At 39.8% G+C, this 12,634-nt stretch carries 11 protein-coding genes and 4 pseudogenes; 7 read left to right on the forward strand and 8 right to left on the reverse strand.

The window, feature by feature from the left end:
* Positions 1-165: 165 nt before the first annotated feature.
* From V7K98_RS05725 to V7K98_RS05735, 3 genes and pseudogenes are all read right to left on the reverse strand, one after another.
* Positions 166-478: pseudogene (locus V7K98_RS05725) on the reverse strand (ISAs1 family transposase); the annotation flags it as partial.
* 17 nt (positions 479-495) lie between these two features.
* Entirely contained in the window at positions 496-1,020 is a 525-nt protein-coding gene (locus V7K98_RS05730) for a transposase (protein ID WP_335019862.1), read from the reverse strand.
* A 10-nt stretch (positions 1,021-1,030) separates the two neighbouring features.
* Positions 1,031-1,354 carry a transposase gene (locus V7K98_RS05735; protein ID WP_335019863.1) on the reverse strand — a complete coding sequence of 108 codons (324 nt, stop codon included), beginning with the start codon at positions 1,352-1,354 and terminating at the stop codon, positions 1,031-1,033.
* Between the two features lie 244 nt (positions 1,355-1,598).
* On the opposite strand from V7K98_RS05735, the pseudogene V7K98_RS05740 reads away from it, so the two are divergent.
* Positions 1,599-2,048, forward strand: a pseudogene (locus tag V7K98_RS05740) (IS1634 family transposase); the annotation flags it as partial.
* A 180-nt stretch (positions 2,049-2,228) separates the two neighbouring features.
* Here the strand turns inward: V7K98_RS05740 and V7K98_RS05745 are convergent.
* From V7K98_RS05745 to V7K98_RS05755, 3 genes and pseudogenes are all read right to left on the reverse strand, one after another.
* Positions 2,229-3,111, reverse strand: a pseudogene (locus tag V7K98_RS05745) (IS4 family transposase); the annotation flags it as partial.
* A gap of 415 nt (positions 3,112-3,526) precedes the next feature.
* Positions 3,527-4,324, reverse strand: coding sequence for a peptidylprolyl isomerase (locus V7K98_RS05750; protein WP_335019864.1), 798 nt, complete (start codon positions 4,322-4,324; stop codon positions 3,527-3,529).
* 541 nt (positions 4,325-4,865) lie between these two features.
* Positions 4,866-5,240: a c-type cytochrome gene (locus tag V7K98_RS05755; RefSeq protein WP_163928961.1), complete on the reverse strand. Its 375-nt coding sequence runs from the start codon at positions 5,238-5,240 to the stop codon at positions 4,866-4,868.
* Between the two features lie 210 nt (positions 5,241-5,450).
* On the opposite strand from V7K98_RS05755, the gene petG reads away from it, so the two are divergent.
* The gene (gene petG / locus V7K98_RS05760) at positions 5,451-5,564 is read left to right on the forward strand and encodes a cytochrome b6-f complex subunit V (protein WP_063721252.1); all 114 of its coding nucleotides are present in this window, start codon (positions 5,451-5,453) and stop codon (positions 5,562-5,564) included.
* Between the two features lie 54 nt (positions 5,565-5,618).
* On the opposite strand, the gene rsmD is transcribed toward petG, so the two are convergent.
* Positions 5,619-6,209 carry a 16S rRNA (guanine(966)-N(2))-methyltransferase RsmD gene (gene rsmD / locus V7K98_RS05765; protein WP_335019865.1) on the reverse strand — a complete coding sequence of 197 codons (591 nt, stop codon included), beginning with the start codon at positions 6,207-6,209 and terminating at the stop codon, positions 5,619-5,621.
* Between the two features lie 83 nt (positions 6,210-6,292).
* Positions 6,293-6,928: an imidazole glycerol phosphate synthase subunit HisH gene (gene hisH, locus V7K98_RS05770; RefSeq protein ID WP_335019866.1), complete on the reverse strand. Its 636-nt coding sequence runs from the start codon at positions 6,926-6,928 to the stop codon at positions 6,293-6,295.
* A 69-nt stretch (positions 6,929-6,997) separates the two neighbouring features.
* On the opposite strand from hisH, the pseudogene V7K98_RS28870 reads away from it, so the two are divergent.
* The 5 genes and pseudogenes from V7K98_RS28870 (at position 6,998) to V7K98_RS05790 (ending at position 12,598) form a co-directional block, all read left to right on the forward strand.
* Positions 6,998-7,497 (forward strand): annotated as a pseudogene (locus tag V7K98_RS28870) (peptidase C15).
* Between the two features lie 31 nt (positions 7,498-7,528).
* A complete protein-coding gene (locus V7K98_RS05775) occupies positions 7,529-8,899 on the forward strand; it encodes a DUF3370 domain-containing protein (RefSeq protein ID WP_335019867.1) in 1,371 nt (456 codons plus the stop codon).
* A 165-nt stretch (positions 8,900-9,064) separates the two neighbouring features.
* Entirely contained in the window at positions 9,065-10,045 is a 981-nt protein-coding gene (locus tag V7K98_RS05780; RefSeq protein ID WP_335019868.1) for an alpha/beta hydrolase, read from the forward strand.
* Between the two features lie 90 nt (positions 10,046-10,135).
* Positions 10,136-11,344, forward strand: coding sequence for a class I SAM-dependent methyltransferase (locus tag V7K98_RS05785; RefSeq protein ID WP_335019869.1), 1,209 nt, complete (start codon positions 10,136-10,138; stop codon positions 11,342-11,344).
* Positions 11,345-11,731: 387 nt separating this feature from the next.
* The gene (locus tag V7K98_RS05790; RefSeq protein WP_335019870.1) at positions 11,732-12,598 is read left to right on the forward strand and encodes an NAD(P)-dependent oxidoreductase; all 867 of its coding nucleotides are present in this window, start codon (positions 11,732-11,734) and stop codon (positions 12,596-12,598) included.
* Positions 12,599-12,634 lie beyond the last annotated feature (36 nt).

A 12,634-nucleotide genomic window follows, 5' to 3' on the forward strand; every position in this document is an offset into this window, starting at 1 on the left:
TTAAATCCTAAAAAAACGACAAATATTCTAGATATTACATTAGCCTCAGTAATCTCTAAATTTAATCCATTGATGAAAGATAATTTAATCTGCGCTTTTTCAATGGGTTGGTCATAACTGACATCAATCCCTCATCAATCCCTTGAAATTGATTTTGAGAAGCGTTTTCAAACCATTGTTGAACCTGATTGTATAGAGTTGGGTGATTAGCTTTCAGTGCCAGGACATAATCCCCTTTTTTGTAGATAATCTTATTGGCAATCTTTGTTTGTGTCCCCATTGCATCAATGGTGATTATAGCTCCTGTAATATCTAGCAATTCTAATAATGCAGGAATAGCGGTAATCTCATTGGATTTATCTTCTACTTTCATCTGTCCCAAAACTAGACGTTGTGTACTCGACCAGGCACTAATGACATGTAGTGCTGATTTATCTTGATTTCGGTCGTATGAACCCCTAATTGTCTTGCCATCTATAGAACCCATTTGACATCTTAAGAAGGAACTGCAAGCCTCTTAATCATTAACCTGATGAAGCAGAGGTTGAGTTTGGCAGTGGAACCAACCAGGGTTCGTTCAAAGTTCTTAACCAGAATTTTACAACGCTCCATCCAAGCATTGGAGCGTTCGATCACCCATCTGGCAATTGCCGGAGCAAATCCAGACTTTCCTTTTGCTGCTTTCTCTTGTTTTGAGGGTTTCGTAGAAAGTTGAAACTGAATTTTGGTCATGATCTCCGGGTAAATCCGCTCTAACTCCTGAGTCAAATATTCTGGGTGATATCCATGATCTAGCAGGATAGTAATCTTGGGAATATCGAGAGGTTTTGACTTGAAATAGTCGATGTTGAGAGTAAACTTCTCTTTTAATCCGGCATCATCTGAGACATTGGCGCGAGTGCAGTGCGTAAAGAAGGGAAACCCAATGGTGTCAATACCCAGATGCCTTTTAATACCGTTAGTCGCTTTGTAGAAACAAAAACCTTTCGACTCCACACTGGCATTGCAGGTATTTTTCACCGCTTAGGAGTCAATGATGATCAACGTCGTCCAGTGCGGTTTTTTTTACCTTTTCACGCACTTTCCCATGTAAGACACTCATCAGTTCCTCAAATACCCCAGCCGCTCGCCACTGTTTGTAGTGCCAATAGACGGTGGAATAAGGGGGAAAATCCTTGGGTAAGTCTTGCCAATTGCACCCATTTTTCAGTTGATAGAGAATTCCATTGAATATCTCTCGCTTTTTCCAGTTGGTCGGTCGAGTCTGCTTCTTAGTCGGTAAGATATCTTGTAATAAGGGTTCAAAAATTTCCCATTCTGCATCAGTGAGGTTGCTGGAATACGTCATTAACATTGGATTTTAGATGCTGAGGAGTACCTTAATTCAAACCCATCTTCCGCACTTCAAAGCGTATTACAAATAAGACAAAAATAGTTACCAAAAATGTTCATGTTATTCAGTATTAATACTGGCAATGGTTGGCTGGACGATGCTTATAGCGATCGCTATATTTGGTTATCTTAGGATGTTACAAAGTGAAGCACAGAAGGTGGGATGATAAGTATTTTTGCTGCTAAAGAAATAAGGATGATCAAAAAAAGAAGCTGGAAGATTTATTTTAGCAACTAATTTAGTTGAAGATGAGAAATTAAAGCCAGCAGAAATTATTACAAATTATAAAAATCAGCAGTCTTGCGAAAGAGGATTTAGATTTCTGAAAAATCCTTTATTTTTCACTGATAGTTTCTTTGTAGAAAATCCTGAAAGAATCGAGACAATGTTATTTTTAATATCTTTGTGCTTATTAGTTTATAATCTCGGTCAGAGGGAACTAAGGAATAGTTTAAAAAGAGCCAATATCGGAGTTAAAAATCAACTAGGTAAATTAACGAAGTGCCCCACATTAAAATGGATATTTCAATGCTTTCAAGGGATTCACATTTTGACTTTGAATGGAGTTAATCAAATTGTTAATCTAACCCAAGAACGCAATTTTATTTTGAATTTTCTCCCACTGTCTTGTCAAAAATACTATCTAATCTCTTAATCTAAACAACAACAACACAATAAAGTGACAATTTATTAATATTCAAAGGGGAAATAATCGCTCCTCTAATTTTTGTTGCTTAGATAAACTACTTGATGTAGAAAATATTTTATATTTGATTATTTTTTTTCAAAATCAGATTCGTTGAGTATTATTTTCTTAATTATCCTAATTTTTTGCGTTTTCATTAACTGTAATTAATTTGTACTTCAAATTGAAGTGCGGAATGTGGGTTAAAAACTTCCACAACAATTCAACTCCCCAACGTAATCGATAAATATCTCTGATTTCATCATCACTAACGGCAGCCTCTGCTGATGCTGGTAAATTAGTTACCTTATCGTTATTCAGTTTTCGTTTCTAAATCACAAAAATTAATCACCCTATAGGCTTGAGCATCATCAGATGCACCAACTTTAATTAATCCACTTTGCTTTTCAAATTCTAACTTCCAGTTATTTTTTATCCGCAAAACAAAATATTTGTTTTCTTGTACTAATTCTTGGATAAATTTTAATCCGGCAAAACACGGCAGTTGCTTCAAGTCGGGGAACCCGCCCAACGCACTGCCTCCCCTATCCATTACCCCAACAGCATTTGTTGGTAAACTAGACATCATTTTAGAACCAAATTTATAATGATGGTCATGTCCAAAATTTATGAAGTTATCCGATGGACTTCCAGTAGCTAAATTTAGAGAACTAAAAAGTTTTACCTGATGATGACCTAGTACCCATAAGAATTTACTGGTCAAAGTAATAATTGTTGAATCAATTGGACAAATCGCATATTTATCGTGTAATTTATTTTGAACTTTCTTCTGTACTAATTCATTTAATTTTTGGTAAATTTATTGAAAGGATTTTTGGTTCTGATGTAAATTTGCTTTAGAGAAAGTAGAAATATCTACCTCGAATCCTGTGTTGTTTAATCTGTTAAATAAATCTCGCATACTTGTTAAGCTGTTATCCATAACGTCAGATAGCCAGCACTCGAAGAACAGACGACTGTTCAATACTGGATAATCGTTTTTTGGCAGTCCTTTCAAGATACGTTTGACAATCTTGGGAAATTAATTTATAATCACTATCAAATAGATATACTTTAATCTTCCGCCCAAAATTTAACATATTTTGGGCTGTTTTTATGGGATTTTTCTTAACATTCAACACTTTTGGTTTATCCTCATACTCTCCCGATTTTAATCCAATTGAATTATGGTGGTCACAATTTAAATCTTTTTTACGCAGTTTCGCTCCAACTACAACAGTAATGGTTGATAAACTAATCTCAGTTGCACTCGACTTAATAAATCCTCAACATTTAAGAAACTGGTTTGCTAGTTGCTGCTACCGTACCTCATAACAGCCGTAAATGCCTTGAATATCCAGTTTCGCTTATGTTGAAACTGGATATTCAAGGCAAGTTTGCCCTCAAGAATGATGATTATAGTCAAGTATGGGAGTTGATTCCCACACTTAGGTTAAAGCTTGATTGCCCTTTTCCTGTCCTTGTGTCCTCACTTCCCCCAATGGTGCAGACATGATTTGCTTTTGCTGTTCTTGTAGCCAGGCTTCAAAGAGTTCATTCAGCAGGCGTACTTTCATAAATTCATCGAGTTGTACGGGAATAAATTTTTCCAGTCGCAAAATCACGAACCAGTCAGCAATACGGGTAGGGGGCAATATCTGACCTGGTTGACTGCTTGAGAGCATTTGCACCATTACTGGATGTAGTACATTCAGTTCAATCGGGCCTACTAACCCACCAGTTTGAGCTTCTGGACCGAGTGAGTATTCCCGCGCTAAGTCAGCAAAAGAGTTTTCTTTTGCCTGAATCCGAAAGTAAAGTTCTTGGGCTATTCCCACATCGTGGGTTCGCAGTAGGGAATAAATTACTTTGTCTAGTTTTGCCTTGGACTGAAAAAAGTAGGATTCTAGTTTATTACCCCAAGTGGCTTGCTTAAATTTTTCAATTTTCAGCTTCCGAGTGGTAATAACTTCTAGTTGTTCAGGAGTCAGCCCTTGACCTGTAATCCAAACGTGGATGTCTTCTTCATTTTTGAACTGTTTTTCAGCGTAAAACTGCTGTTTAGCTTGGGCTACTTCTTCAGGTGTACACTCTATTACTACCTTCTCAGAGTGTGAGTTTTGCTCTATCGCCTCATCAATGATCAATTCTCGCTGCAACTGCGGCAGCATTTGGTAACTTGCCAGCAAGGAAATCAGTTCGCTCGCTGTGATTGTACGATTACCGATTTGGATCGCTTCAGTCATTAGCTTTCGGACATCTCAAGAATATCTAGTTTGTTAAAGAAGCTAAACCGTAGCCCATTCACTGGGAGTTTTTGTCTTAATCTTACCGAGATAAGTAATAAGTACAGTAACCTCACTTTTTCAATAATTACACACTTTAAAATATACAGTTTAAACCTCGTCTAAGTTGAAACCCGTAGTTTTTCGCACTCTATGATTGTCTGAGCGTTAGGTAGTGTTTCTCTACTTACTCGTGTTGCGTTATTTCCATTACATATCTCATACAGTGCCATTAAACGTTCACGGCTACAAGCACGATCTGCTTTTAATGCTTCATTATCTCAAGATTGCAACATTTTGGTTCCAGCAATCGCAGTTAATTTTGAACATCCCTGTTTTGTTATTTGTCACCCCCACTTCTTCACAGTAATAATCTTCTGACAAACTATGCCCTGCTAACAGAAGTAAAACACGCTTTATTCCTGGCTTTGAAACTTAGCCTGGGTAAAATACCCAACTTTAAATCTACTAATATGTATCCAGTACCCAAAAAATTTAACATCTACAACGACTCTAAATAGCTCAAAAGATCCGCCATTTCTTGGGTGCTAGGCTGAAATTTTGGCATTGGTGGCGTTTCGCCACTGATCACCTGATGAATCAATCCATATTGAGATTTATGCTTGGAAACAGCCTGTAAACTTGGCCCTACTCGCCCGTCTGCTTCCAAACCATGACAACCAGCACAGTTAATTTGAAAGATCGCGTGTCCTTGCACTGGGTTTCCTGTTAGAGATAAAACACTCTTGACATAAGGATCGGAGGCTTGAACCAACTGAACACCAAAAAAGCCCAAAGGGACTGATAGCAGTATGGCCAGCGTCAATAAAACGATGCGCTGAATCAAAATTTCAGGTTTGGTAATCTGGTTATCCAAGAGGTTTGCGGTAAAAGTCTAGGTGTGCTAAAAAGTTTTCTTTTCCTACACATAGCTTAAAAGTTCTTGATTGTGTCTGCAAGCACAGAAGACTATTTTCTTGTGAGCAGTTGCCTTGCAAAAAGTCTGTAGGGCGCAGGATTCATACTAAATTTGGTAAAATCAAAAATAGGCAACGAATATTTAATAATTACAAAAAGGAGATTTCCAGTGGTTGAACCCCTGCTATCAGGTATTGTCCTTGGTCTAGTTTTCGTCACCCTCGCTGGACTCTTTTACGCTGCCTATAAGCAATACAAGCGCCCTAATCAGTTGGGCGGTTGAGCAAGTAGTGAGTGCTGAGTTAGGAGTTAGGAGTTAGGAGTCAAGAGTGAAGAGTTAGGAGTTATATTGTTCCTCATCTCCTTTATTTGCCCCTGATTCCTGACTCCGAATTCTGTAGAAAGTAAGTGATGTGTTGCCGTAAACCTTCTCGCGGCAAATTTCCCAAGAGGGAATCTCTGGCGGTGTCCAACCTTGTGAGGCGTGTTCAACTGCGATTTCGCCACTAGGATCTAAAAGTTGATGGTGAGCGATCGCTTCTAATACTGGCTGGTACAATCCACTGGCATAAGGTGGATCGAAGTAAATTCTATTGAATTGCTTGCCTGATAAAGTCTTTAACTGCTGCGTAATATCTCCTCGCAATACCCGAAATTCTTGCTCGGCATTAGCTACCTGCTGCCAATTTTGTTGAATGGTGGCACAGGCTCGGCTGGATTGTTCAATACCGACTGCTAGGCTAGCTCCTCTACACAAAGCCTCTGCACCCATTGAACCAGTACCGGCGCACAAATCTAGCCAGCGACAACCTGCAATTTCTCCCTGCCAAATATTAAAAACTGCCTCTCTTACCCGCGCACTGGTAGGTCTAGTTTCTTTCCCTGGTAAAGTTTTTAGCTGGCGATTACCGTAAATTCTCAGGCTCATTGGTTATTAGTCATTGGTCATTAGTCATTGATTATTGGTCATTAGTTTTAGACAAAAGACAAAGAAAAAATGACAAAAACAGTTTAGGCAGGAATTTTTTCGCGGACTTGAGCAACAAAATTAGATAGGATTTGCAATCCGATATTAGAGGATTTTTCGGGGTGAAATTGAACTGCCATCAGATTTTCGTGAGCGATCGCAGCTGTGACGGTTTGAGTACCGTGAGTGATGGTTGCTGCACGGATTAACGGATCTATTGGGTCAACATAGTAAGAATGGACAAAATATACCCAAGGATCAGACGGTAAATGCTCCCACAAAATGCTTTTTTCCTGAGTCATTTCCAGCTGATTCCAACCCATGTGAGGAATAGTGATGTCAGGTTCTGGACGAAAGCGCCGTACTTTTCCTTTGATAATTCCTAGTCCTGGTTGAGTACCTTCTGCACTTGATTCAAAGAGAATTTGCAATCCTAAACAAATTCCTAAGAAAGGTTTACCAGATGCGATCGCTTCTTTAATAGGTTGTTCCAAACCACGCGATCGCAGGTGTTGCACTGCTGGATCAAATGCTCCTACTCCCGGCAAAACTATTGCATCTGCCTGCTCTAATTCCTTTGGAGAATAAGTAACATTAGGTCTTGCTCCAGCTTTTTCTAAGCCTTTGCAGACTGAGTGCAAATTTCCCATCTCATAGTCTACGACCGCAATTACTGGCATTCACCTGCTCCTTGTAAATTTATTAATGGAGGGTTTTTCTATGTTTTTCTATTCTAAATAATATTTGATATTAAGAAAAGAATTCTATTAACTTATTTTGACATTTGCCTAAAAGATCAACAGTCGAATTCTTCTGATGATTTATTACTTGAAGTTACCAAACTCGATCTGATACCAGATGACTTAAGTTTTTTACGCCAGTTACCCGTAGATATGCAACTTGCCAATACTTAGGTGATGGAAAAAATCAATGCAATTCAACCTGAATACATCATCTGTTGTGGACAGGCTGCAATCCTTACAGAATTAAGTGTAGAAGCATTTGCTAGCTGTAGATAAAGTAGAAATCCCGATAGAAAAATTGGTGTGGAAAGAAGCGGCAATTCAGATTAACCATGACTGTGGTAAGTTTGTCTTTACTATTCATTCTTGGACTACTTAGACCAAAATCAACTCACGATCCGTTGTCTTTTTATCCATATCCCGGTTCTAAACCAAGAAAATTTGATGGGGATTCTTGTGATTTCGTATTAATTATTAACAAACTGGCACTTTTATCAAGTTGTTAATGTCTGTATGGTAAAAGAAATATCTAAGTATATGTTGCCATTGTTACTAATTTTCCCAATCGCTCAATCAACTCCTGCGACACTATCACCTGAAGAAGTCGTACAACCACAAGAAGTACGTCCTTTGCCAGGTAAATTGGATACAGTACCAACCTTTAACAGCAATAGTCCAGAATTGGTGTTGAAAGAAGGAATTTTACTTTCCACTTTTCCACCAGATGGCAAAAAAGTCCCGACAGCGCATTTAAATTTTCCCTTTCGAGGACGATTTGATATTTTTGCCCATCACGTTGCTAGGGCTGAACCTCCAGAAAATTTGCTATCGCTCTATTTAGGGATAATTTTGCACAACCCTGGTTTGGAAACAGTGAAAGTGAATATTTGGCAGGCGGCGAGTTATTTGAGTCAACCGGATGCACCATTTATTCAGTTACCATCTTTTAGCCAAAATCCTTTAGGGACAATTTTTGCAGGGCCAGGCGATCGCGTCATGTCTGATGTGTTGAGGGGACTACGACAAGAGATTTTCCCTGCCCAAATTGAGATTCCAGCAAAGCAAAGTCGGATGTTACTAAATTTACCAATTCCTGTACAGGGATTGACACCACCTCTAAATGGGCGATCTACATTGATCCGATTGCAAAGTAATGGCAATGTTTATGCAGCTAGCCTCGCCATGTTTGCACGGGTTAATCCTGATGGCAGTGAGCGATCGCCTACTTTAGAAGAATGGCAGAATTTACTAAATAATGGTGATTTAGCTGGGCCACGAGATAAAGCCCCCACTCCCCTAGAGGAACCTGGCAAGCCGATAATTTATGGGCGGGTTGCTGGAGTGGCTGGTGGTTCACGATGGAGAGCCTTATTAGTAGATAATCCTAAAGCTAGGTATCTAACTATTCCCCAGCCGGGTAAAGTGTTTTCTTATGCTCTGAGTACCCTGCACGACGGTACATTAGGAACTGGTCAAATTCAAAGTGCTACTATGCTAGTGCGTTATCCCGACACTGCATATCGCGCTCATGGCAACTATGGAATTCAATATAATCTCAAGTTGCCGCTATACAACAATACTCAAACTTCTCAAACTGTGAGTGTATCCATACAAACCCCACTCAAGGAGAATGAGTTAGGCAAACCAGGGTTACGCTTTTTGAGTACACCAGCCCGTGAAGTATTTTTCCGAGGGACAGTTCGGGTACGATACAAAGATGAGCAAGGTAAGCCACAAACTCAGTTTGTGCATTTAGTGCAAAAGAGAGGTCAGTCAGGGGAACCGTTAGTTTCATTAAAGATGAAAGCTGGCGATCGCTCCTTAGTAGAAGTAGACTTTCTCTATCCACCGGATGCCACACCACCACAAGTATTAACAGTGTCAACTCAGGCTGAAACCCGGTATTAAACAATTCCTAATTCGTAATAACGCTAGTAGACTCGCTACCGCTACGCTAACGTAATTATGTTTTGTCATGGGGAAAACAAGTGGTTTATAGAAACGGTGGTATCAACGCCTATTGAATTACGAATTACGTTAGCGAAACCACTCAGCAATTACTAATTATGATTAATGATGGATAATAGAGCTTTGATACTAGTTTTTACAACAATTTATCAAGCGATCGCGTGCTGGTTTGAAGATCAAAAGCCGCCCCCTGGTCAAATGTTTGATGTGGGTGGATATCGTCTACACCTCTACATTGCAGGAGAAGCTAGTCCAACAATTGTTCTAGACCACAGTTTAGGAGGAATTGAGGGCTATCTTTTAGTTGAAGAATTGGCAAAGCTAGGACGAGTATGCATTTATGATCGAGCAGGTTATGGATGGAGCGATCGCAGCCCACATCCCCGAACCAGCAATCAAATTGTGACAGAATTAGATACACTGCTTACCAAAGCAGGAATTAAACCGCCCTACATTTTGATAGGAGATTCCTTTGGTAGCTACAATGTCCGACTGTATGCCCATCGATTTCCTGAGAAGGTGATTGGAATGGTACTCACAGACGGACTGCATGAAACTGAAATGCTCAAAATGTCTTTTCAGTTACAAGCATTGAAACTATTTTTTATATCTGGCTTTTTCATGTCTATTCTAGGCTCGATACTTGGTATTATTCGATTAATGAGGATCTGCAAAGTATTTGAACTGCTGAAGCCGGAATTAAGTAGATTTCCTAATCACTCACTTAATTACATAAAACGTTCCTTTTGCCGTCCTAAACACTGGATTACAATGAGCCGAGAAATGTTAAATCTGAGTGCTAGTGGACGCGAGGTTATCATAGCTAACCAATTTGGTGATCTGCCTATAGTTAATATCAAAGCAAATTCTTTTTTCAAACCTTCTTTCTGGACTCTTTTTATTCCTCTGCAAGGTGCTAACCAATTGCGGAATCAAATGCACGTAGAGTTGCTGAAGTTATCAACAAACTGTACTCAACTTCAAGCAAGTGAGAGTGGTCATTTTGTCTGGGTAGATCAACCTGATGTCATTATAGATGCTGTAAAAATTGTTCTAAATAAAGTTGATCTTTCCCTTCCGGGTTAACAGGCATAGATGCTGAACAGGGAAATTATGAATTTTGTTTTGCATCATTCATAATTCAATTATTTTCTTTTCTCCCCAATCTCAAATTTTATGGATTCAAATCCAGCATTGTGTGCAGCGATCGCAAATCATATTACCACCAGTCCCCAGCAACGAATTACTTTCGCCGAATTCATGGATATGGCATTATATCATCCTGAATACGGCTACTATTCCAGCGATGCACTCAAAATTGGCTTTAAAGGTGGCGATTTTTTCACCTCTCCCAACCTCTGTACTGACTTTGGCGAGTTACTAGCAGAACAATTTTTCCAAATGTGGGAAATTTTAGGAAAACCTATACCCTTTTCTCTGGTAGAAATGGGAGCAGGTCAAGGACTGCTAGCATTACATATCCTTAAATATCATCAACAGAACTATCCAGATTTTTTTACCGGACTGGAGTACATCATTGTTGAAAAGTCTCCAACGTTAAGACAAGAACAGCAGCAACGGTTACAAGACTTACCCGTACGTTGGTGCAATCTAGAAGACATACCACCAAATGCGATCGCAGGCTGCTTTTTCTCCAACGAGTTAGTAGATGCGTTCCCCGTCCATCAATTCATCCTAAAAACCGGAGAACTCCGAGAAATTTATGTGACAACAGATAAGAATGAAAAAGAAACCAATGCCCCATGCCCCATGCCCCATGCTCAATGCCCATCATTTGTAGAAGTCACAGGAGAACCTTCAACCCCCCAACTGGGAGAATATTTAGACTTAGTGGAAATGAACTTTACCCAAGGTGCATATCCAGATGGCTACCGTAGTGAAATTAATTTAGCGGCTGGTGACTGGTTGAGTATAGTAGCAGACCGCTTGCAGCGCGGCTATGTGTTAACAATTGATTATGGCTACCCCGCCAGCCGTTACTATAATCCCAGGCGATCGCAAGGAACATTACAGTGCTATTACCAGCATCGTTTCCATGACAACCCTTATATTAATATTGGGCGACAAGATATCACTGCCCATATTGACTTTACAGCTTTGGAACGCTGGGGCGAGAAGTACAATTTAAAGAATATTGGTTTTATCCAACAGGGATTATTTTTGATGGCGTTGGGGTTAGGCGATCGTATTGCAGCCCTTTCTTATCAAAAGCAACCCCTCTCGGACTTACTACAGCGCCGCGACGCATTACAACAACTTATAGATCCCACAGGACTAGGAGGCTTTGGAGTCCTGATTCAGAGCAAAGGTCTGAACGATACAGAAATTTCTCAACCTCTAAAAGGATTGACTCTGCCAGAGTAAAGGTATATTTGAAAAGTTAAAACTCTATTTAAGAATGCAGTATCAGTCTTATTTAGACTAGCATAACAGTGAATACTGTAAAGTTAAACACACTACCAAAGTAATAATTATGTCAACTCATGACCTGCTAATGCTAGTAACACTACTTACCCCTGGTATTTTACTTTCAGTGATAATTATGGTGACTTTTGCCGCCGGTGGTTGATTGCCAGAGTTAGAGAGTCGCAATAGGGAGTAGAGAAACTGAGATTTAGGATTGTATCTTAAAAGTTTCTAATAACTACTTCCCAACTAAATTTGAATCAAACAATACAAACGCGATGTTCCAATGGGCTGTGACGCTTAAAAACTCGCTATCGGTGACGCTGTATTAAAGGAACGTGAAAAATGAAGGTGGCATTTCTGGGAACTGGACTGATGGGACTACCAATGGCTCAAAGGTTATTAGCCGCAGATATACAGCTAGTTGCCTACAATCGCACCCCAGAAAAATTAGCACCATTACAAGCAGCTGGGGCTGAAATTGCTACACATCCCCGCCACGCTATTCGTGCTGCTGAGTGCATAATCCTCATGCTTACTAATGCTCCGGCTATTTATAATGTGTTGCTTTCAGATACTGCTTGGCAAACCCTAGAAGGGCGCACAATTATCCAAATGGGAACAATTACGCCCACAGAAAGCCAGGAAATTAGAGATGCAATTGTTGGTGGTGGTGGTGAGTATTTAGAAGCACCTGTATTAGGGAGTATCCCAGAAGCAAAAGCTGGCAAGTTGAGTGTTATGGTAGGGGCAGAGCCAGAACAATATCAACGGCACTTAAAGTTACTCCAGAATTTTGGGACAGAACCTTTACTTATAGGCCCAGTGGGATCTGCTGCGGCGCTTAAATTGGCATTAAATCAACTAATAGCTTCCCTGACAACTAGCTTTGCTCTGAGTCTAGCTTTTGTCCAGCGTCAGGGTGTCGATGTAGATGTGTTTATGCAAATCTTGCGCGATAGTCCACTCTACGCAGCTACCTTTGACAAAAAACTACAAAGGATGTTGGATGGTAATTATGCCGATCCAAATTTCCCGACAAAACACTTGCTCAAAGATACAGAATTGTTTATCTCTGAAGCGAAATCTCGAAGTTTGGATCTCAGCAGTATTAAAGGTGTGCGGCAAATTTTGCAAACAGCCGTGAAAATGTCATTTGGTGATGATGATTATTCATCGCTATTTTCTGTAATTAAAGAATGGGGTGAATAGATTTTCGTAGGGTAGCACAGCTAGCTATGCTACCCC

The organism is Nostoc sp., from assembly GCF_036917435.1.
Lineage (GTDB): Bacteria > Cyanobacteriota > Cyanobacteriia > Cyanobacteriales > Nostocaceae > Nostoc.

Bases quoted from the DNA above. Each gene is read 5' to 3' on its own strand.
- V7K98_RS05785 (WP_335019869.1), top strand. From the start codon at position 10,136: ATGGATTCAAATCCAGCATTGTGTGCAGCGATCGCAAATCATATTACC.
- hisH (WP_335019866.1), bottom strand. From the start codon at position 6,928: ATGCCAGTAATTGCGGTCGTAGACTATGAGATGGGAAATTTGCACTCA.
- V7K98_RS05750 (WP_335019864.1), bottom strand. From the start codon at position 4,324: ATGACTGAAGCGATCCAAATCGGTAATCGTACAATCACAGCGAGCGAA.
- rsmD (WP_335019865.1), bottom strand. From the start codon at position 6,209: ATGAGCCTGAGAATTTACGGTAATCGCCAGCTAAAAACTTTACCAGGG.
- V7K98_RS05775 (WP_335019867.1), top strand. From the start codon at position 7,529: ATGTTGCCATTGTTACTAATTTTCCCAATCGCTCAATCAACTCCTGCG.
- V7K98_RS05790 (WP_335019870.1), top strand. From the start codon at position 11,732: ATGAAGGTGGCATTTCTGGGAACTGGACTGATGGGACTACCAATGGCT.
- V7K98_RS05735 (WP_335019863.1), bottom strand. From the start codon at position 1,354: ATGTTAATGACGTATTCCAGCAACCTCACTGATGCAGAATGGGAAATT.
- V7K98_RS05780 (WP_335019868.1), top strand. From the start codon at position 9,065: ATGATGGATAATAGAGCTTTGATACTAGTTTTTACAACAATTTATCAA.